Consider the following 20,306-nt stretch of genomic DNA (forward strand, 5'->3'; position numbering starts at 1 on the left):
TTGAAACGACAAACAAGAGTAGTGCCGGCGCTGCTAACCGATGAAGCGCAGGCTCTCAATAAAATGGTTGAATCTATCTCGGGACAGGTTCCCTGGGCTCAGGTTGACATAATGGACGGACAGTTCGTTCCGTCGAAGAGCATAGGCTGGCGGGAAATCAAAGCGGCCAAGCTTCCGTTTGATTGGGAAGCCCACCTCATGGTCAAGGAGCCTGAGTCTTATTTTTCAGGATTCAAATCAGCGCGCGCCCGGAGGGTGATCTTTCATTTCGAGGCGGTAGAGGATCCAAGAACAGTCATCGAGAAGGCGGTTAAGCTTGATCTCGAAGTGGGCATGGCGATCAATCCCGGCACCCCGGTTTCAGCCGTCGTGGACTTCCTGCCGCTACTGGACAGTGTTCTGATCATGTCGGTCATTCCGGGATTCTACGGCTCAAAATTCATCCCGGAAGTGCTGGACAAGGTGGGCGAGATCAGGGCGATCAGACCGGAAATCCCGATTGGCATCGATGGAGGCATAAAAGAAGCCAACATCCTGGAAGTCACCGCCAGCGGAGTCGATGACATCTGTGTTGGGTCGGGGATATTCCTGAGCGGCGACCCCGCCGGTTCATGGAGGCGCCTTCAAGCGTTAGTGAACGCCGCAAAACGTTAAATACCCGGCTGGTTTTTAAGGGCAGCCCGTTCAATCTCCATGACCTTGTCCAGGCGCCTGCGATATCTTGGCTCATCGCGGAAGGAAGCGCACAAGAAGGTCCTCGATATTTCCAGCGCCAGCGACAGCCCCAGCACCCTGGCTCCCAGACACAGGACGTTCATGTTGTCGTCTTCGACTGCCTGGCGAGCCGAATAGGTATCATGACAAACAGACGCCCGTATACCGGGAACCTTGTTTGCCGCAATACAGGCTCCGGCGCCCGAACCGCAAATAAGGATGCCCCGCCGCGAACCGCCGGAGTTAATTTCCCTGGCCACTCTTTCGGCGTAGTCGGGGTAATCGTCATCCTGCAAAAATTCATTGGCGCCGAGATCGATGACCCTGTGGCCTTCGCTCTGGAGCAGGGGCACCAGCATCTGTTTGAGCGAAAATCCGCCGTGATCAGCGGCAATAACCAGGTTAACCATCGCCCTGCCTCGATAAATACTCAGCGGTTTGTATAACATGTTCTGCGGTAAAACCGAGTTTTTCCATAACGATGTTTCCGGGAGCCGAAGCGCCGTAATGATCCAGGCCGATGATGACGCCCCGTGGACCGGCATAACGTTCCCAACCCAAAGACCTGCCAGCCTCAATGGTTATCCGGCGCCAGGTTTGCGGCGGTAAAACCTCGTTGCGATAAGCCTCTGGCTGGGAATCGAAAACCTCCCAGGACGGCAGCGATACCACCCGGGCGGATATTCCCATGTCTTTGAGTTTCTTGCCTGCTTCCAGAGCCAAATGGACTTCGGAGCCTGTGCCGATAATTATCACCCTCGGATCGGCATCTGATTGCCAAAGGATGTAACCGCCTTTACGGATGAGTCCAACATCGCTCATTCCGGAGCGATCGATGGTGGGTACTTTCTGCCTTGTGAGAACGAGTGCCGTCGGGCCATCACGGCGCTCTATGGCCATCTCCCAGGAAACAGCTGTTTCAGCCGCATCGGCCGGCCGCAGGGTCACCAGACCAGGCACTGAACGCAGCCCCAGTATTTGTTCGACCGGTTGATGGGTTGGCCCGTCTTCTCCCAGACCGATGGAATCGTGGGTGTAAACAAAGATCACCCGCAAACCCTGGAGAGCCGCCAGGCGCACCGGAGGGCGCATATAATCGTAAAAAGCCAGGAAAGTCGCGCAGTATGGGATCACGCCGCCGTGTAACGCCAGGCCGTTGCAGATGGCGCCCATGGCATGCTCGCGGACCCCGAACTGGAGGTTCCGCCCGGCACCGTTGCCGGCTCCGAAAATGGTATCGAATTCAAGGACTGTTTTGGTTGACGGCGCCAGGTCGCCGGAGCCTCCGATCAGGTTGTCAACCTTCTTACCAAGCAAGTTCATTGCCTTACCGGAGGCCTCACGGGTCGCCAGGGGCTTGTCGGCGGGTTTGAACATTGCCTCGACACCCTCATTCCATCCTTCAGGCAATTTGCCGTCGATGAAAGACTTGAACTTTACCGCCTCCTCAGGGTAGACGGCGGTGTAGGCATCGAAGATACTTTGCCATTGTGCCTGCCCCGATTTTCCAGCTTCGACAGCAGACATGTTTCGCCTGACCTCTTCAGGAATGAAAAACGGCTCGGTGTAAGGCCAGCCAAGGTTTTTCTTGGCGGCGGCCAATTCGGCTTCGCCTAGCGCTTCGCCGTGCGCGGCACCCGTATTGGCTTTAGTCGGTGCCCCGTAACCGATGACAGTCCGGCAGATAATGAGTTTCGGTTTTTCTGTCTCTTCATGGGCTTCAGCCAATGCGGCTTCGACCTCGTTGATTTCCATACCGTTGATTGGTCCGATAACGTGCCAGCCGTAAGCTCGGAAGCGAGTGCCGACATCTTCGCTGAAATAATTGGAGGTATTACCCTCTATGGTGATGTTGTTATCGTCGTAAAGATAGATGATTTTTCCGAGTCTAAGAGTCCCGGCCAACGACGCCGCCTCGGCGGAAACACCTTCCATAAGATCGCCATCGGAACAAATAGCGTAAGTGTAATGATCGACAATGGTGTGATCCGGCTTATTGAACCTGGCGGCCAGCCAACGTTCTGCGATGGCCATGCCTATGCCGTTGCCAAAACCCTGGCCCAAGGGTCCTGTGGTGGCTTCGACACCCGGTGTCAAACCATGTTCCGGATGTCCGGGAGTTTTTGATCCCCACTGGCGGAATTGTTTGATTTCATCCAGTGAAAGGTCATAACCGGTGAGGTGGAGTAGTGAATATAACAACGCCGATGCGTGCCCGGCCGAAAGAACGAAACGGTCCCGGTTTGTCCAGGCGGGGTCCGCAGGGTTGTGTTTCAGAAATTTCTGCCACAGTACATAAGCCATGACCGCGGCGCCCATTGGCGCGCCTGGATGACCTGAAACTGCCTTTTGTACCATGTCGGCGGAAAGGAAACGGATGGTGTTTATCGACAGATCGTCCAGCGCGCTGTTATTCATGATTTTCCTTTACGGCTGATCTAGATTATTGTTGCCAAAACTGATTATAACGCCAAAGGTCAGGATACAGTAACGGTTGGGGCGGGACTATTCCGGGTTGGGGGTTCCATCGGGGTTGTGCTGTTCCATAAGGCGGGTGTACTGGGGCAGCAGCGTTTCTTTATACAGCTCTTCCAGTTTACCGAGCAGGTTTTCCGGATCGGTATCGTATGTGACGATGGCTCCGGTATTTTTGTCGATCATCCGGATAATGTCCGAAAGATGATCGGTGATGCCGCCGGTGCCTTTCAGAATACCGATGATCTTACCTTCATCGAAGGCGATGGAAAATTCGCCTAACGTCCCCGAACGGCCGCCGGCGAAGATCACGACATCGCATGACCGAATGTTTTCTATTTCGCGGCCCATCAGACCGCTGCCGGTAAAAACAATGGCCCGGTAGCCCCTGGTGGGAGACAGGTATTTGGTGACGTGTTCTTCCAGGTTGAGCGCCGGCGAGACGCCGACCACGATTCCGTCAGATTCAAATGCTCCGAGCACCGTTTCATGAGGCATCCCCGGAGCGGCGCCGGTTATCAGCACGTACCCCCGCCGGGCTACACAACGCCCCAACTCCCTCAGCTTGGCTTTGATTTCCTCGGCGATGAACCCTCCAGCGGAACCCATGATACCGACGGTCATGACCGGGAAGGGGTATTTCTGAGCAGCCAGGGTGACGGCGCAGCCTTTCGTTTCCATAAAACCTCAATAAGCTGATGAGAGTATTTTACAGAAATCCGGATTAACAAGCCAACGATCATCCAGACAGCCTGAACACTGTCTAATACGTTACTTTCCGTACCTAATTTCATTGACACCCTGTTGTCATAAAGGTAGAATTGAACACATTCGCCGATGTCTCAGCAGTGGGGAGGCTCCTCATCTCAATGATCGAAATGACTATAGAAAGCATCCGTGTAAGTTTAGTGAATTATCAGCGGGTGGTAATGCTTAAGGAGAAGAACACCCTGCGTTACTTGCCGATATGGATCGGTTCCGCCGAGGCGCAGGCGATCGCAATCAGGCTCCAGGAAGGCATCCAGGTCCAAAGGCCGATGACCCATGATCTTCTGGCAACCACGATTGAAGTTCTGGGAGCCCAGGTAGAACATGTCATTGTCAACGATTTAAAAAATGATACATTCTATGCCAAAATCCTGTTAAATGTGGGCGGCAACCAAATAGAAATCGATTCTCGCCCATCGGATGCGCTGGCGTTGGCGGTGCGTGTAGAGGTCCCGATATACGCCGACGAATCGGTGTTAGACAAAGCGGGCATCGTCCTCGAACGCGAAGGGGAAAGCCCCGAAATCATCGAAAGCGTGGATGGGGCCGGCGAAATTTCCGAGAAACGCAAGAAGACCAGCGAGGACGAAATCAAGAAGATGAGTGCCTTTCGGGATTTTATCGACAATTTAGACCTCGAAGATTTTGACAAACGTAAGTCATGAGCCAAAGCTACGCCAAACGAGCTAACTGAGAGGGGTGAAAATCCCCTCTCAGTTTTTAAACGACACAGGGTTTACACCGATATTAAAGCTGATTCTTTGAACAAACAGTGCGCCTGAGCTATAATTCAATGTTAACATTTTCAATTCAAGGAGCCCATCATTGCTAAAAGACCACCTGTGCGGAGAATTGACGGCAAATAATGTCGGAGAGAAGGTCACGCTGGCAGGGTGGGTACATCGCCGTCGCGATCATGGCAATTTGATCTTTATCGATGTGCGCGACCGGTCAGGCATCGTACAAGTTGTTTTTAATCCTGAAAACGCCAGGGAAGCCCATCATGCCGCCGAGGCTCTACGCTCGGAATTCGTTATCCGGTTAACCGGCAAGGCGATGCCTCGCCCTGAAGGCACTGAAAACAAAAAAATGCCGACCGGTGCGGTGGAGATTCTGGCCGAGACTCTGGAGATCTTGAACGAGTCAAAGACCCCGCCTTTTTACGTCAATGAAGAAGTAGAAGTCGATGAGAGCCTGCGCCTGAAATTCCGTTATCTTGATATCCGGCGCGAGCGCATGAGAGATAATATCATTCTGCGGCATAAGGTAGTCACCTTTATGCGGCAATACCTGAATGACCGCGGATTCCTTGAAATCGAGACGCCAATTTTGTTGAAAAGCACCCCCGAAGGGGCACGGGACTACCTGGTTCCTTCGAGGCTTTATCCCGGGAAGTTCTACGCCCTGGCTCAGTCGCCGCAACAGCTGAAACAGCTTCTTATGGTCGCCGGCGTCGAAAAATATTACCAGATAGCCCGCTGTTTCCGGGATGAAGACCTCCGGGCGGACCGGCAGATGGAATTCACCCAGCTTGATCTCGAAATGAGTTTCGTCGACGAAGACGATATGATGCAACTTCTGGAGGGTTTATTCTCCAGTCTCGTCGAAACGGTCACTCCGGGAAAGACCTTCCGCAAACCGTTCCCTCGCCTGTCGTTCCACGATATCATGGATCGTTATGGCTGCGATAAGCCGGATCTCCGTTTCGGAATGGAATTGGCCGATATTTCGGATATCGTGGCCGGCTGCGGTTTCGGCGTGTTCTCAAACACCGTCGCCAGGGGTGGGGTAGTCAAGGCGATTTCCGCGCCTGGTTGCGGCGCTTACAACAAGAGTCAAATTGAAGAGTTGATCGAGCTTTCCAAAAAGTTGGGCGCCGCAGGGCTTGTGCCGATCGCTTTGGGCGGGGAAGGCGTTGAACTTGGGCAGCTGTCGATGGACAAAGTCAAATCGGTAGCCGCCAAATATCTTACCCTCGATCAGGTTAAAGCGATCGCCTCGCGGACCGGAGCCGGGGCAGGCGACCTCATCCTGGTTGTCGCCGGGGAGCGCGAGCGAACCAACGCCGTACTCGGTCAGTTACGCAATGAACTGGGAGCCAGGCTCAATCTGGCCGACCCTAACGAGTTAGCCTTCGCCTTCGTCGTCGATTTTCCGCTCTTTACCTGGAACGAAGAGGATAATCGCTGGCAGGCCACGCACCACCCCTTTACCGCCCCCAGGCCGGAAGATATGCCGCTCCTCATAGAACAACCCGGGAAGGTACACGGACGCCATTATGATCTGGTATTGAACGGTTACGAGATTGCCGGAGGCAGTATTCGCATTCATCAACCTGAACTTCAGCGCCAGGTGTTCCGGATCCTCGGCCACAGTGAGGAACGGATCCAAACTTTGTTCGGTCAGCTACTCGACGCTTTTGAATACGGCGCGCCGCCTCACGGCGGAGTGGCCCCCGGCATTGACCGTGTGGTTGCTATTCTGGCCGGTGAACCTACCATCAGAGAAGTAATCGCATTCCCCAAAAATCAAGCCGGGCTGGACCTGCTTTTTGGTTCGCCCTCAGAGGTTACTCAAACCCAAATCGATGCCGTACACATTTCGGTGAAGTTGCCGGAATAGTCTATAATAATTTTAGATAGGGGATTTGATGAAAGTTACCGAGAAAAAGATCGAAGGCTGCGAAGCCCTGCTCACTATAGAAATGGACAGCGCCGCCACGGAGGGGGCGCTTGATCACGCCTACCAGAGGCTGGTAAAAAAGGTGGATGTCCCGGGATTCCGAAAGGGCAAAGCTCCTCGGGCCATTCTGGAAAATTTCGTCGGTCGGGAACGGCTTATCGATGAATCCCTTGACGAAGTGCTTCCGCATGCCTGCGCCGAAGCAATCAAGGAAGAAAAACTGCAGAGCTTCGGCACTCCCGGCGTCGAAGTCCTCCAGAACGAGCCCCTGATATTTAAAGCAAGGGTACCGCTACCTCCCAAGGTGGAACTGGGTGACTATCTAGGCATCAGGTTAGAACCCGAAAAAGTTGAAGTTAAAGACGAAATCATCGATGGCATGATCAGGCAGCTTCAACATGAAAAAGCCACGTGGGAATTGGTCGAGCGGCCGGTAAAATCCGGCGACCTGGTTGTCATGGATTTAGAGAGCACCATCGATGGGGCGCCTTTTATTAATCAAAAGGGTCTCCAAATCGGTATCGACGAACAGTCAAAGTATCCCGCCCCCGGATTTTCCCAGGAAATCATCGGCCTTGCCTCCGGTCAATCAAAGGAGTTCAAACTAAGATATCCCGACGATTTCGGCAAACCGGAATTGGCCGGCAAGGAACCGGAATTCAAAATCAAAATCAATGAAGTCAAGGAGGAGAAACTCCCTCCCACCGACGACGATTTTGCGATGTCTTTAGATGTGGAAATGCCGACTTTCGATGCGCTGAAAACCCGGCTTACCGAAAACTATCGAAAGCGCGTTGAACAGCAGGCCGTCCAGGATTACGAAAATCGCCTGGTGGCCGAACTTATTAAAATAAGCAAAGTGGAATATCCAGCCAACCTGGTCGACATGGAATACGAAAGGCTGGTCAATAACCAGATGGACCGCTGGAGGTCCCAGGTTAACTCTGAGGCTGAACTGGAAGAACTGCTTGCCCGGGTGAACCCGGAGGAACTTGCCAAGCAGTTGCGGCCGATGGCTGAAGAGCGCATCAAAATATCCCTTGCCCTGGGCAAACTTGCTTCCGCTGAAGATATCAAGGTGACCGATGCCGATGTCGATGCCGAGGTTGCCAGGATGCTTGAGCCTGTTCCAGAAGAACAACGCGCCGCCCAACAGCAGCAACTGGCGTCTAAAGAGGCACGGGAGCAGATCGTCCAGGTTCTCTTGTCGCGCAAAACGATGGAACGGTTGAAACAGATAGCATCCGGACAGGCGCAATCTGCCGAATCCAACGAACAATCACCCGCTGCCGAGACCCAAATTGAAAACAAAGAGGAGGTTGCACAATGACAATGAACCCATCCAACATAATTCCCATGGTTATCGAGAGCAGCGCCCGCGGTGAGCGAGCTTTTGATATTTACTCGCTGCTGCTGAAAGAACGAATTGTTTTCCTCGGCACCGAGATTAACGATCAGGTTGCCAACATTATCATCGCTCAATTGTTGTTCCTTGACCGGGAGGATCCGGACAAGGATATCAGCCTTTACATCCATTCTCCTGGAGGGGTCATCTCAGCCGGTCTGGCCATTTATGATACGATGCAACTGATAAGACCCGCTGTCTCCACCATTTGTGTCGGCATGGCGGCGTCGATGGCGACCGTCCTTCTAACCGCCGGCGCCAAGGGCAAGCGCTTCGCGCTGCCGAACGCGACGATTCACATGCATCAGGCATTGGGCGGGGCGAGGGGGCAGGCCGCCGATATCGTCATCGCCGCCCGGGAAATCACCAGGATGCAGGATATCATTCGCGACATCCTCTCCAAGCGGACCGGACAGTCGCTTGAAAAGATCGCCCATGACACCGACCGGGACTTCTACCTTAATCCCGAGGGCGCCAAAGAATATGGTCTGATAGACGATATCCTGAAAAAGCCTGAGGAAAAAAAGCCCGCCAAAAGCTAATTGATCTGGTTTGATCTGTTTCACCCGAGGGCGGAGTAACTGCCCTCGGGTGTTTTATTTGCGCGAATTCGATAATTAGCTTTGAGTCGGAAAAAGCACCCGGTCAATCATCCCTTGAATAGACGCCTGATCGAAGGGTTTGACAAGTACCTTCAAACGATGGCGGTCAATGAAGGTTTGGATATCATCCCCCAGCGCGTCGCCGGTAATGACAACCACCCTGCCTTCGAATTCAGGCCGTTGCGAGATAATTTCACGATATAATGCCATGCCGCTGGTACCGGGCATCCTCAAGTCCATGAGAATGATGTCATATTTGTTTGACCTTAGGAGTTCGAGTGCCTGCTGGGAATTGCCGGCTATATCGGCATAATGGTTTTGATCGGACAGCGACTGCCTTAATAATCGTTGAATCGAAATTTCGTCATCGACAACCAATACCCTGGCATGCGAGCTGGCGTGTTGGGGGAGGGCATTTGTTGATTCGAACAGGGCGTTTTCAGATTCCGCGTTCAGAGGCAGTTCAATGGTAAATGTCGCGCCGTGCCCCAATTCGCTGGCAATATCGATGGTCCCGCCGTGTTCCAGGATGATGGATCTCGAAATTGAAAGGCCCAGTCCGGTTCCTTCCCCGGGGTCCTTGGTGGTGAAAAATGGCTGGAACAGCTTGGGCAGGAGTTCGGGATCGATTCCTGGCCCGTTATCACTTACCTTAACACGTAAATGATCCGTTGTTTTCTCTGCGGTGATTGTTATCACCCCGGGATGCCCGGTCTTCTTGATCGCATGTTCGGCATTGACGATTAAATTCAAGAGCACCTGCTGCAGTTGGCCGGGATCGGCTACAACCCAGGGAAGATCCGCCTGGTATTTTTTGACGACATCTATGCCGGCTGTTCGAAGGACGTAATTTCTCAGTTCGAGGGTATTATCGATAAGTTCGGTCACGCTCAGGCTCGTTTTGAAGGGTTTGGTCTGGCGGGCAAACGTCAACATCCGCTTAACGATCTCCGCTACTCGTTTACTGCCATCGGCAATGACTTTGACTTCCTCCCTCAATTCATCGGGAAGGTCTTCGGATAGCATCAATTCGGCGTAGCCCAGAACGCCGGTGAGCGGGTTGTTGATTTCATGGGCGATGCCCGCGGCCATCTCCCCAACCGCGGCCAACCGGCTCGACAATTCCGCCTTTTCCTTTAATCTCTTTTGTTCGGCCTCGGCATTCTTGACCGCGGTGACATCTCGGGCAATATGTACATACCTGCCGGACGATTTTCCGTCAGTGTTAAGCGTGGAGATGTTAATCTGATATACGCTCCCGCATCTTGCCATCTCACTCCCGGGGCTGCAACCTTTGCCCACCGAAAGACCGGGACAGTTGATCGGCGGCGCCTCGGTGTTGTGCATCAGTTCGTAACATTTTTTACCGATGGTCTGAGCCGGAGACAATCCCAATTTGTCAGCCATGGCGCGGTTGACCCTGATTATGTTGTGATTGGCATCTAAAATACAGATTAAGTCCGGGATAGAGTCGAAGGTGCTCTCCCACTCCTGCTTTGCATTGAGTATGGCCTGTTCATGGCGCCTGCGCTCGGATATATCTCGCTCGGCGATTAATATGCCGTGTAATGAAACGGCGGCAACCGATGCCAAGCCTTGAATCAGGTAAAAATCAGAGCCGCTGAATTCCTGGCGCGATGTCTTTCCCGAAATGAACAGTACGCCCACTTCTTTGTCGGCTGCGACCAGCGGTATCACGAAAGCTATTTCCGGATTCGGGTTTTCCCCGAGATTTGGGAATTCCTTTCCGACGTTCCGGCGCACAATAAGTCCAAGCAGTTCCTTTTGGCTGGAATCAGTTGAAAATATTCCCCTCGCCGCCCCGACCTCAAAGGAACCATTTTCGGTGGCAACGAAAAGGCAAGCCCCGGCCAGATTGAGCGCACTCACCGGTGCTTCGACGATCAGAGAAGACGCTACTTCTTTATCGTTCGTAGCGCTCAGTGATGTGCTCAGGTTTTGAATCGTTTTTCGATAATCGAAGCGGTCTTCATAAAATGCCTTATCTATTATGTTCTCGGCGAGGTTCTTTGTCGGGCCGAGCAAGAACACTGCCAGCGTGGAGAGCCCTAAAGCCAAAAGGAAGCGTTCAAATGCCCCCGAGGCTACCCCTCTGGAAAACACTAATGCGAAAGCCCCCCAAAGCACCACGGTCAGCGCAATGGTTACGGCAGCGTAGACGAAACTGCGGCGTATTACGATATCGATATCCAATAATTGCTTGGCAACCACAGCGTAACCCAGTGATAAGGGGATGAACGAAAGGAAAGCCAACCCAATGTCTGAAGGCAGGACTATCGCTCCCGTCACGGCTGCCGGAATCGCGTTCAAGGCTATGAAAGGCACCAAGCCAAAAATGCTGCCGATTAGCACGATTTTCATTTGTTGGCGGGTCCGAGGCAGGCGAGCGCGGACATAGTTATATATTGCGACGCCAACAACTCCAAGAAAACCCAAACCATAACTAAAGAGCCTAAACATTCGGAATTCGGGTAGGGGCTGACCATTAGAGTACCCAATTAACGGGTAAGCAATGATCGCAATCAATGGAATCACATATATAAGTAGCAAACGTGGGTCATTACGAATCGGAGTCCTTTCTTCCGGTAAAACAACGAAAAAGTGAAGTAACAACCATGGGCCAACGAGTGGTGCGATTACACTGAAGTGCAATGCAGATGGGATTAAACGTTCCGCGGCTAGAGTTGAACCGAGCGCCAGAGACAGGACGACACCGCACAGAAGAAGTATAAGCGTCGCGTTGTTACGTGAACTCTTTGCGAAAATATATATCCCGGTTACAAAAAATGCTGCGCTCAACGCGAACCAGGTGGCGGTTTCGAAATAAGATATCCCAGGCTGAGGATCTGTATTTACATTTGAGGAAATTATCTGACCACTCGGGTTTATCACTTGAAGTTGCTCAACAAGCCTGAGTGTATTTATTGCTTGGTATTTTTCCGATAATGCTTGGATCGGTTGACCATTGATTTGTAAGGGCACATCTCCGGGCTTAATCCCAGCCGAAAACGCTGCACCATGGGTATCGACACTCTCCACAACCCATTTATTTTGGGAGTGCGATATAACTACACCCATATACGGTTTAGTGATGGAGAGCGTAAAAAAAGTAAGGGACAACGCTAGAATGATAAAAGATATCAGAACTATAGTGGTATGAAAAGAACGATTGGACTTTACTTTTTTATTCATATTTATTGAAGCCGTAATTGTCATTCGAGCCCTCAATTTATGAAACAACTCAGAGGTGAAGTTGAAATTCCGAGGTTTTGGAGTTTAGGAATTATTTCTTTGGCATTTTCTTGATATAAGCTCATTTGGATGGAAGTATACTGCATCGCCCCAGAATTGAATAAAATGGCCTTGATCATTTCGCAATCACTATTGTTCGACGATTCCGTGATGTACGCATTTTTCAACGTTGCGATAGATTCTTTATCAGAATGGCGCAGGGCAAATAACAATGGAAGTGTAATTTTACGTTTGATAATATCATTGTTATTAGTTATTCCCTTTATGTCGTTGCTGATCTGTGCTGCTATCCCCAGGTTCCGCCCAAAGAGACATAACAAATCGATTATCCTTTCGTCTGCAGTGGACAAAGCGGCACCCGCGTAGCAACAGCATTCAATTTGAGATGCCGACTTGAGGTCTATCATATCGAAGTATGTTTTTTCGGTGCTATCCATGGATGTGTTTGATAAATCAAAATGCTGGCCGATGCAGGACTTTGTAAAATAGGAGTTGATTTGCTTTATTACTTTTGATACATCCAAAGGATCATTCCCTTTTGTTTTCAAGGAGGTCAATGCCGTCTCGCCTAAAATCAACATGGTTGTCGCTAGGTTGATTGCAAGGGGGATCCCATAAGTAAACGGTATTGAGTCTATTGCATCAGAGTCTTCAATGTCGTCAAACACATCCCCGGCAGCCATTAGTAGTTGAATCGCCATAGCTGCTGGCGCGACATGTTCATATTTCCCAGAAATTGATTCAGCCACCGTTAATGGCAGTATCGGCCAAGGTTTTTGTGATGTTGTGATAATAAGATCGTTTAACCGTGTAGAAAGTGCCTTCTTGATTGGTATAAACATATCTGGCATATTAACCAAAGGAGCTAGAATCTCTTCTAGCTCCTTTCTGAGCAAACCTGTTTTCTTATCGTGATTTGATGACAATGATTCCATTGCCTTTAATTATCTTCTAGTTTAAAACCACCCGGCCATCGGACCCACACTGGACTGCAGGGAAACACCATCTGCTGTAACCAAGCCGGTCTTTGCCTGAAGAGAAAGAACCGCGCGTTTCTCGGTCTCCGTCAAATTCATCGCAGAAATGAACTTCTCGGGATCAGCCTGAAATTCCTTCTTGGTTTCCTCGCTGCTGAAGATCTTTTTTACCAGTTCGGCCAGCTCCATCAATGATCCTCCTTCGCAAATTTGTTAAGGATTATAAACTCATCATAACGTTTAGTCAAAGGGTGTTTTAATAGGAGTAAGGATCATTAATGCCAACTATGCCTAAGGAGACAAGACGTAGAAACCGCATGACTTCTGGAGGATGAGTAGCCGAATATTGTGGGAGGGGAGGGTTTGGTCGGGGTGGACGGATTTGAACCGTCGGCCACCTGAACCCCATTCAGGGTCGATAAAAGGCGGAGGCCGCTTGCCTCCTTTGTTACATTCTAGCTAAAACAGAGGAGATTTTCAAAACCTGCCGACCTGCCTCAAAGAAGGCGATATTCGGCCTTTGGTAGAGGATGAGGCTCCAAATCGATTCACTGCGCCCTAGATTCGGCTCCCAAAGCGTCGCGACCAAGGATTGAAAATCTCGGTGAAGTAATAACCTTCAGGGGTCGCGCCGTGAGGTCATGGTGACACTTGCTACCATCGCCAATAATCCAACCTATCCACCAACTCCCTTACCATTATGAACAGACTGTTTTATCTCCAGAATGGTATGGCCTGTCTTGTGTTGGAGGAAATACACTCTCAATACGGCTCTTAAATCTTTGCTTGGTAGTGTGTACGGATTCAAACTGGATAATTTCCCCGGTAGGGACAAGGTCCTATGTATTGCACCTGCTAAAGCGGCTTCGTCATCAAATCCCTCGCTCACATATTGCGATTCACCGTTTACTAGGTCTTTACCGATGTCGGCCACAACGAAAATCTGACAACCTTTCAATAGATTGGGTTTATTGCCATCATTCAGATTGCCGTGGGCTTCGTCCCATCTCCTTAATATTTTGGAGAGAAGGGCGAACACATCTGAGCTTAACCTATCGTAGGGTAAGACAACGAACAGCGAATCGTTCTTAACGAGCTTTGTAATCTGTTCGTCTGTCAGTTTCTCCCCAATAGTGAAGAGGGTTAAATCGATATCAGGCAAATCCGGATGGTATCTAAGCTGGATGGCGCCTCCATCCTCGGTGCGAACGAATCGTTTTTTACCGCGCCCTCCCAACCAGGTCGAATAATAGGCGGCGACCTCGGCTAAGTCCGTCTTGCTGAGTTTCATTGTTTGTCCACCTGCTCAACGTCTTGACTTTGACGTGACTCAAGGAATTATACACCTAATTATTCTCCTCAGGAATATATGCTGAAGGAATATTTTTTATGATTAAGCTGTGGAAGCAAAGAACGTCGTTGGTAGTCGGGTCGTAGAGGCTAGGCGAAACGCGAAGCCTAGAGTTACCCAAACCGACCTAATAGCTAGGCTGCAAACTCTGGGTGTGAACCTTGAACAGAGCGCATTGAGCAAAATAGAACACGGGCAACGTCCGGTGAACGATAAAGAGATTATTGCGCTCGCACAAGCTCTTAGAGTGTCAGTCGTATGGTTGCTTCAAACAGAGCGGTAGGGGCAACGGTTTCCTAATTCTCGACAACAATATAACACCCGGTGGATTAGCTTCAAAATGGGGTATGCGTGTTATTTTTGGTTTGGGGATTTTGAACCTGGCCGAAAAAACACTCAAGTGGCAACAACGCCAAATTAACGGCAGTTGAAGTTCTGCCATAATACGAACGTCGGTGGTTTTAATTCAGCGATTCCGTTTAATTAAGATTTGAACTTTCCCATTCCCTAAAGTGGTTGTGTTAGATGCTGTGAGAATCGACTTAACTACGGCAAGTATTTTTTTCGCATTGTCTTCAGTCAGATATTCTTCTTTTATATTCAACTCTAAGTCACTTTCACTCCCTTGAGTGATTTCAACTTCCGTACCTCTCGGCACAACCCCAATATCGGCAACATATTTCCCAGTGGCAATAAGGTAGATAGCGGATAATATCCGCCGCCATGCGACCTCAGCAAAAGGATACCAAACGGGTTGGCTTACTTGGGCGACGAGCGAAGCTACTCCCAAGATGAATTCAACCGAATGTTCCGTATGGATAGATTTTACGATGAAATGAGGTCCACTATAATCTGGACCAGCCTTCAAATCCATCAAACCTCTGAGCGCCGCTTGCAACCGGACCAGAATGTTGCCTAGCTCTCCGGCCGTGACATACTCAAATTCCATATGTGTGTAGAGCCAAGGTCCATCTTGCATATTCCATCGGCTTTCCATTTGCGCATCGTCTCCTTTTATTTCAAGCTCTGCCCCCAATTCTCCAACTATTGAAAACACTTTTGCCTTGGGAGCATTTTCTTTGACAGATTCAATCCCAGCTAACGCACTAGCTTTGGTTTTGTATCCTTCTGATATCGCAATAACTTGACCGTTAGTCGCGACCAATCTGAACCGAAATTCCCCAGATTTGTCTTTGTAGACTTGGAATTTGCCAGCCATTTGGTCACCTTCCTAATGGGGGTCGAAACAGCTTGACTCTGAAACGACTAATTCGAGTGCCTGGGACCTGTGTTTAGTTATTACGGACTTAAACGATTCATTCCCCCGAAGCCCTTACCTTTGTTGCGGGAGTGTTTGTAAGTATTAGTTAATGTGTGTTCATCAATCTTTTGAGCTAATTTCAATGGGTCCGGAGAATCCCCGACTTCATTAGGTGTGGGCATTCTCGGACCCTTACTTCTATTTTCGTGTGGAGAGACCTCCCGTTGATTCCATGGCTTCTTGGGTCCCCCTTCAGACTGTGGCCAGATTTCATCAGTGTCAGTTTTTTTCATGGCTCCTCCTTTAACCCTATAACGCCATTACACCTCAATCTTGTGGAGTTCATTTTCTGTTATATCCATTCGGTACTCTGGTAAAAAGGACACTTTTCCAGTAGTTTTCGCGACCAATAATCACATCATCGTTAGTTAGCATTGAATTATGTTCAAGAAGTGTAAAAATAAAGTTGGACCTGGCATAATCGATTCCTTGTTCGTCGATGACCGCTTTAAGTTCAGCATTTCCCCCATGACCATTTTCGGCATAACTTTTCCATCGTGCCCAAATTCCGACCTTCCCATAGGCGGAACCGATATATTTTTTCCCATTACTCTTATCGGTAATGAGGTAGACTCCCTTTTGGTACTTCAATGCTTGTTTCCAACTAGCCTTACCGTTTTCAATCATATTCTCAATGAATGTGAAGGGCCGATTGAGACTCTCGTATCCACAAAACTCTTCCCCTGAATAACTTTCCTTGAGAATTTCCGAAACGATAAACTGGTCATAGTAGTTCTCAAGATTAATCGCCTTGGCCATACCCGGCCGATGGAAGTTGATTTTCAGTCTCCCGACCAACCCTCCACAATATTCAAGAAGTCTAACTTCGTATCCCTTCTTGTTTTTCGATAGTACTTCGTAAATTCCACCAAATAGCCAAGAATTTTGTTCGTGGTAGAACTTAGCCAAGGAATAAATATACTTTCTATTAAAGCAATCATTAATTTTTCTATAAGAGTTCCAGCCTTTCCACTCCTCTTTGCTCCTGACAAACACATCAAGGGGTTCGTCATTCCCATCCCAGCTCGCAAGATGGACTTTGTACTCGTCTGGATTCTCAATAGGTATTAGCTCACTTAGTTTAATGTCCATACAATACAATCCCCCTATTTCTACGAACGTGTCATTGAATTTTAGTGTTTCTGTCCCGCATGAGTTGGTGGAGTGTTGAGCCGAGCTTGTACCCATTGTTCACTGCGTTATTAATGGATTGTTCTTCCCAATGAGTAAGTTCAAAATGGACGGTGACGGTCTTGAAATCATCCAGGTCACTCTCGTATTCCATTATGCTTTGTTTAATGAAAGCATCTGGAATCTTACAGCCGCAATGACAGTGGTTCATAATGTAGAATCGTTTATATCCTGAAGGTGTGGAGGAAAAATCGTTGGCAAGATGAGTGCCATGCTGCTTGTTTAATTCTTGCCAGAAGCCAGCAGGTATATAGGCTATCGAGATGTTATTATGAATTGGACCTAGTCCAAACTCGGCATAACCTATCTCCTGCAAACCAACCCAACATGGGAACCATGTCGAGAACAAAGCAACCTGTGTTTCCTGCTTACAACGAATGCACGTATATTTCCCAATCGAAGCCGTCCCCCATGGCTTACATACATGGTTAGCGGGAGCGAACGAAGCTAGTAAAATCAAAGATTCCCCGAAATATTTCTTGAGGTCTGCCTCGTTGTAGTCATCTTCGTCCCAATTCGGTTGACATATACTCGGCACCTCTTCAATAGAACCCCCTATGAACCAAATAAGAGCTGCTGTCTTGTCCCTCTTATACCTCTTTAACTTATCTCCTAGAGGATTCCGATATACGACCTCACATTCAATTATCTCATCGTTTTCAAGCCTTATTCTGGCGTCAGGCCGGTGTTCGACGTCGCCTTTCTCTACCTCAACTCGGGCGACGGTTTTAGTTACCTCTTGGGTATAATGACAAGACTGACAAGTCGCTTGTAATGTAATTTTCGCTTCCTTTTCAAAGTGATAAGCGAGCAGGTGTTTGGCAAGTGCGTGGTACCCGCTCTCCCCAGAGCAGACACCTTGGGACCCTGATTTATGTGCGAAATGATGTTTATTGATATCGCCTAGTCGGGGAACAAACCGCGCATCACACTCGGGGCAGAAGACTGGATTCTTTGCGTTGGTTTCAGTGATTTCGCCAATGTGAATCCATGTGCCATCGGCGTCTTTTGCCATCGGGTAATGGATAGATTTGACCATAGTCACCTTGCCTTACTCCCGAAGGTTTACCGGTTGTCGCTCTGCCACCATTCTTTGAGTGCTACCAAACAGACTCCAATTACGGAGCCTGCAAGCACAATTAGCCATTCCCAATGAAACTTGTTCCAAATAACTACGGCTATTGCCGATGCATAACCAAACAAAAACAACATTGGATAAAAAAGCCAGGCGAATGGATAGGGGTTTCTTTTAATTAGGCACGCACCGCATAACCACTTACCGACAAAACGATGTTTATGGTCAGTTGCTAAAAGGGTAAACAATGAATGCCATGGCAGTCCCTTTCCGCGTAAGGTGATTCTATTTTCGAGAGCATTCATATAGTCGCGCCAAAACTTGGCTTGTTCGGAACCATTCTTCCCTGAATAATAGTTAATCATAATGAAGGCTAGACCGAAGCCACTGACGATAAAAATCAATAATGGATTCAAAGTATCACCCGAAATAAAATAAGCAAGGGTTCCAGATATTCCAACCAGGATTGTCTGAACCGCTATAAAAATGGTATTCCGTTCACTTAATGTCCTGAATTCATGGATTAGTAATTCCATGGAATGGGTGTAGGCTTGTTCCGCTTCGTCTGCGTCGAGGGAAGCGACGAGTTTATCCAGGTCGGAAGAATTATTCTCGGGCATTTTATACGTTCCTTCGGACTCACACTCCTTCTCAACCTCTCCAGCTAAAAACCAAACATTGGCTTTGCTCGAATACTCCCTGACAGCTTCAATCCCAGCCATGGCACTCGGTTCAGTTTCGTATCCCTCAGATACTGCGATGATGCGACCGTTACCAGCAATTAATCGGAATCGATACTCGCCAGATTTATCTTTGTAAACTTGGAATTTACCAGTCATCTGTATAGACACCCGCCTTTAACTGAGGCATACCTCCCCACAAAGTAGTAATCCCTCGCGTCGTGAACGAGGTGAGGATTTTATAGTAGACTGATTTGGCTATTGAAATAGCTCCTTTTCAATTAGTTTGAGATAACTATTTGCGTAAAACATATCTGGTTCGTGCTTTTGTGGTCGCGTTCTTATCTCAAATTCCGGCGCTTCAATGTTCGCCTTATCAAACAAAACAAGGCCAAGTCCAAATATCATGCACAAAGCATCTAACCTACTAATATCACCTCCGCTAGAATTCTTCGGTATGACGATATAACTTTTATGGCTGAAGACTCTATACGCACAAGCCTGCCCAAAAGCTGTGATTAAATCATTGGTATCGACTTTTATTTCCGCGGTAACTATCTCGGTTGGCAGTTTGATAATATCGCTTCTCGATGGTTCCCTGATACCAATCACATCTGGAGTGCCCCACTTGTCTTTGAATTTCTTACCGCCCAACGAGATTGCCCTGCTGCACTCATCCATCCCTATGAGCCAGTCTGCGAAGGGTCCATAAAACTTACTTTCATCCTGTGTTGGTCTAACGCACCGCTGTTGGGTTTCAGGTGTTCTTGGTAAGATTTCTTCCCTAAACGCTACTAACTTGTATACCCCCCGTTCCGGTTTATATATTTTATCTGGCAACTGAACTTCCAAGTCCCACACAGTGCCGTGGATGGTATTAATGGGATATTCAGGCAGTTTTTTATGGAGTTCATTTACCAACGACGAATATCTAATTCCATCTGGATTAGTTTTAATAATCTCTAGTGATGCAGCTTGGATGGTTTCTTTTCTAGTTACCATTTATCGCTCCTTGTGCTTGGAATGTCTATAAAGCCTGTTAAACGAAGTCTTGGGCGTTTCTACAAATAATTGCGTCGATAACGTGCCGTTCTTTGTCCGTAGGGAATAGGAACCAGCGTCTATCATTTTCTTCTTTGACCCCGGAAATGTAATCGCATAAGTTTGATATGAAGAATGAATAGGATAAGGACTCCAAGTGGTAACGCCTATATCCTGGCGACGAATTTTCAGCTCCCCACCGACTCTCCCAATATTTAATAAAGGTATCTCTTCCAAAACAAAAATGGTTAATGATTCCATTATTGATTTCCAAGTGGGTTTTTAACCTGGATTTGAAACCTTCCTCGTTATTTTCTTCAAATACAAAAATTCCATTAAAAGAACCTGGTTTAAGCAAGCGTCCATTTTCAGACGATTTATCAATTATATTTTGGACATTGGAGGAGTTGATGCTAGTTTTGACCTCAATGATGCCACGCACATTACTTGGCGTCGTTACAATAAAATCTCCTTCACGGAAAAGGACTGAGGAATGGTTATCGTACACTATAATATCTATCTGATTTGAGATATCAAGAGCACCTTGGTTCCCTTCACGCACAACAAAACCTGTGCCCAAGTCCACCGTCCCGGGCAGAAACCGTTTAATTACACTTCTCAGAATCGCTTCCTTATACCTTCCCTCTTCGCCCCAATTAGCATCTCCAATGAGAAATCTAACTCGATTTTTAAGTACGTCTAACTCCTCGGTGATAGTTTGTTGAAACGCTTTTGCATCTATTTCCATCAA

Annotated in this window: 18 protein-coding genes and 2 pseudogenes; 6 read left to right on the forward strand and 14 right to left on the reverse strand. The window is 48.7% G+C overall.

Features of this window, described 5'->3' with window-relative positions:
* Positions 1–654 (forward strand): ribulose-phosphate 3-epimerase, encoded by a 654-nt coding sequence (locus Dform_RS03965; protein ID WP_076003874.1) that lies wholly within the window; start codon positions 1–3, stop codon positions 652–654.
* Here the strand turns inward: Dform_RS03965 and Dform_RS03970 are convergent.
* From Dform_RS03970 to Dform_RS03980, 3 genes are all read right to left on the reverse strand, one after another.
* On the reverse strand, positions 651–1,124 hold the full coding sequence (locus Dform_RS03970) for an RpiB/LacA/LacB family sugar-phosphate isomerase (RefSeq protein ID WP_083635344.1): 474 nt from the start codon (positions 1,122–1,124) through the stop codon (positions 651–653). The two genes, Dform_RS03965 and Dform_RS03970, sit on opposite strands and share 4 nt — an antisense overlap.
* On the reverse strand, positions 1,117–3,132 hold the full coding sequence (gene tkt, locus Dform_RS03975) for a transketolase (protein WP_076003876.1): 2,016 nt from the start codon (positions 3,130–3,132) through the stop codon (positions 1,117–1,119). The genes Dform_RS03970 and tkt overlap by 8 nt, the downstream gene beginning before the upstream one ends.
* 87 nt (positions 3,133–3,219) lie before the next feature.
* On the reverse strand, positions 3,220–3,870 hold the full coding sequence (locus tag Dform_RS03980; protein WP_076003877.1) for an SLOG cluster 4 domain-containing protein: 651 nt from the start codon (positions 3,868–3,870) through the stop codon (positions 3,220–3,222).
* Positions 3,871–4,058: 188 nt separating this feature from the next.
* Between Dform_RS03980 and Dform_RS03985 the strand changes: the two genes are divergently transcribed.
* From Dform_RS03985 to Dform_RS04000, 4 genes are all read left to right on the forward strand, one after another.
* Positions 4,059–4,622: a bifunctional nuclease family protein gene (locus Dform_RS03985; protein WP_076003878.1), complete on the forward strand. Its 564-nt coding sequence runs from the start codon at positions 4,059–4,061 to the stop codon at positions 4,620–4,622.
* A gap of 160 nt (positions 4,623–4,782) precedes the next feature.
* Positions 4,783–6,579 carry an aspartate--tRNA ligase gene (gene aspS / locus Dform_RS03990; protein ID WP_076003879.1) on the forward strand — a complete coding sequence of 599 codons (1,797 nt, stop codon included), beginning with the start codon at positions 4,783–4,785 and terminating at the stop codon, positions 6,577–6,579.
* Between the two features lie 28 nt (positions 6,580–6,607).
* On the forward strand, positions 6,608–7,969 hold the full coding sequence (tig, locus tag Dform_RS03995) for a trigger factor (RefSeq protein WP_076003880.1): 1,362 nt from the start codon (positions 6,608–6,610) through the stop codon (positions 7,967–7,969).
* Entirely contained in the window at positions 7,966–8,586 is a 621-nt protein-coding gene (locus Dform_RS04000) for an ATP-dependent Clp protease proteolytic subunit (RefSeq protein ID WP_076003881.1), read from the forward strand. Before tig ends, Dform_RS04000 begins: the two co-directional genes overlap by 4 nt.
* A gap of 75 nt (positions 8,587–8,661) precedes the next feature.
* Here the strand turns inward: Dform_RS04000 and Dform_RS04005 are convergent, their stop codons facing one another.
* From Dform_RS04005 to Dform_RS04020, 4 genes are all read right to left on the reverse strand, one after another.
* Entirely contained in the window at positions 8,662–11,028 is a 2,367-nt protein-coding gene (locus Dform_RS04005; protein WP_076003882.1) for an ATP-binding protein, read from the reverse strand.
* An 863-nt stretch (positions 11,029–11,891) separates the two neighbouring features.
* Positions 11,892–12,854: a polyprenyl synthetase family protein gene (locus tag Dform_RS04010; RefSeq protein WP_076003883.1), complete on the reverse strand. Its 963-nt coding sequence runs from the start codon at positions 12,852–12,854 to the stop codon at positions 11,892–11,894.
* Between the two features lie 21 nt (positions 12,855–12,875).
* Positions 12,876–13,085: a hypothetical protein gene (locus Dform_RS04015; protein WP_076003884.1), complete on the reverse strand. Its 210-nt coding sequence runs from the start codon at positions 13,083–13,085 to the stop codon at positions 12,876–12,878.
* A 487-nt stretch (positions 13,086–13,572) separates the two neighbouring features.
* A complete protein-coding gene (locus tag Dform_RS04020) occupies positions 13,573–14,187 on the reverse strand; it encodes a hypothetical protein (RefSeq protein WP_076003885.1) in 615 nt (204 codons plus the stop codon).
* Positions 14,188–14,401: 214 nt separating this feature from the next.
* On the opposite strand from Dform_RS04020, the gene Dform_RS11735 reads away from it, so the two are divergent.
* Positions 14,402–14,530, forward strand: a complete 129-nt coding sequence (locus tag Dform_RS11735; protein ID WP_335583014.1) for a helix-turn-helix domain-containing protein — start codon at positions 14,402–14,404, stop codon at positions 14,528–14,530.
* A gap of 762 nt (positions 14,531–15,292) precedes the next feature.
* Here the strand turns inward: Dform_RS11735 and Dform_RS11740 are convergent.
* From Dform_RS11740 to Dform_RS04055, 7 genes and pseudogenes are all read right to left on the reverse strand, one after another.
* Positions 15,293–15,466: pseudogene (locus Dform_RS11740) on the reverse strand (YegP family protein); the annotation flags it as partial.
* A gap of 80 nt (positions 15,467–15,546) precedes the next feature.
* A complete protein-coding gene (locus Dform_RS11210) occupies positions 15,547–15,801 on the reverse strand; it encodes a hypothetical protein (protein ID WP_145925527.1) in 255 nt (84 codons plus the stop codon).
* Between the two features lie 49 nt (positions 15,802–15,850).
* Positions 15,851–16,660 (reverse strand): GIY-YIG nuclease family protein, encoded by an 810-nt coding sequence (locus Dform_RS04035; RefSeq protein ID WP_076003887.1) that lies wholly within the window; start codon positions 16,658–16,660, stop codon positions 15,851–15,853.
* Between the two features lie 31 nt (positions 16,661–16,691).
* Positions 16,692–17,798: a competence protein CoiA family protein gene (locus Dform_RS04040; RefSeq protein WP_076003888.1), complete on the reverse strand. Its 1,107-nt coding sequence runs from the start codon at positions 17,796–17,798 to the stop codon at positions 16,692–16,694.
* A gap of 710 nt (positions 17,799–18,508) precedes the next feature.
* A pseudogene (locus Dform_RS11555) lies at positions 18,509–18,673 on the reverse strand (YegP family protein); the annotation flags it as partial.
* Between the two features lie 99 nt (positions 18,674–18,772).
* On the reverse strand, positions 18,773–19,516 hold the full coding sequence (locus tag Dform_RS04050; protein ID WP_076003890.1) for a hypothetical protein: 744 nt from the start codon (positions 19,514–19,516) through the stop codon (positions 18,773–18,775).
* A gap of 37 nt (positions 19,517–19,553) precedes the next feature.
* Entirely contained in the window at positions 19,554–20,303 is a 750-nt protein-coding gene (locus Dform_RS04055) for a DUF6602 domain-containing protein (RefSeq protein WP_076003891.1), read from the reverse strand.
* Between the last annotated feature and the right edge of the window lie 3 nt (positions 20,304–20,306).

The organism is Dehalogenimonas formicexedens (genome assembly GCF_001953175.1).
GTDB classification, from domain to species: Bacteria; Chloroflexota; Dehalococcoidia; order Dehalococcoidales; family Dehalococcoidaceae; genus Dehalogenimonas; species Dehalogenimonas formicexedens.

Excerpts from the sequence above, each read along its gene's own strand:
- Dform_RS03970 (WP_083635344.1), bottom strand. The coding sequence starts at position 1,124 with ATGGTTAACCTGGTTATTGCCGCTGATCACGGCGGATTTTCGCTCAAA.
- tkt (WP_076003876.1), bottom strand. The coding sequence starts at position 3,132 with ATGAATAACAGCGCGCTGGACGATCTGTCGATAAACACCATCCGTTTC.
- Dform_RS03980 (WP_076003877.1), bottom strand. The coding sequence starts at position 3,870 with ATGGAAACGAAAGGCTGCGCCGTCACCCTGGCTGCTCAGAAATACCCC.
- Dform_RS03985 (WP_076003878.1), top strand. The coding sequence starts at position 4,059 with ATGATCGAAATGACTATAGAAAGCATCCGTGTAAGTTTAGTGAATTAT.
- tig (WP_076003880.1), top strand. The coding sequence starts at position 6,608 with ATGAAAGTTACCGAGAAAAAGATCGAAGGCTGCGAAGCCCTGCTCACT.
- Dform_RS04000 (WP_076003881.1), top strand. The coding sequence starts at position 7,966 with ATGACAATGAACCCATCCAACATAATTCCCATGGTTATCGAGAGCAGC.
- Dform_RS04005 (WP_076003882.1), bottom strand. The coding sequence starts at position 11,028 with ATGAAAATCGTGCTAATCGGCAGCATTTTTGGCTTGGTGCCTTTCATA.
- Dform_RS04010 (WP_076003883.1), bottom strand. The coding sequence starts at position 12,854 with ATGGAATCATTGTCATCAAATCACGATAAGAAAACAGGTTTGCTCAGA.
- Dform_RS04015 (WP_076003884.1), bottom strand. The coding sequence starts at position 13,085 with ATGGAGCTGGCCGAACTGGTAAAAAAGATCTTCAGCAGCGAGGAAACC.
- Dform_RS04020 (WP_076003885.1), bottom strand. The coding sequence starts at position 14,187 with ATGAAACTCAGCAAGACGGACTTAGCCGAGGTCGCCGCCTATTATTCG.
- Dform_RS11210 (WP_145925527.1), bottom strand. The coding sequence starts at position 15,801 with ATGAAAAAAACTGACACTGATGAAATCTGGCCACAGTCTGAAGGGGGA.
- Dform_RS04035 (WP_076003887.1), bottom strand. The coding sequence starts at position 16,660 with ATGGACATTAAACTAAGTGAGCTAATACCTATTGAGAATCCAGACGAG.
- Dform_RS04040 (WP_076003888.1), bottom strand. The coding sequence starts at position 17,798 with ATGGTCAAATCTATCCATTACCCGATGGCAAAAGACGCCGATGGCACA.
- Dform_RS04050 (WP_076003890.1), bottom strand. The coding sequence starts at position 19,516 with ATGGTAACTAGAAAAGAAACCATCCAAGCTGCATCACTAGAGATTATT.
- Dform_RS04055 (WP_076003891.1), bottom strand. The coding sequence starts at position 20,303 with ATGGAAATAGATGCAAAAGCGTTTCAACAAACTATCACCGAGGAGTTA.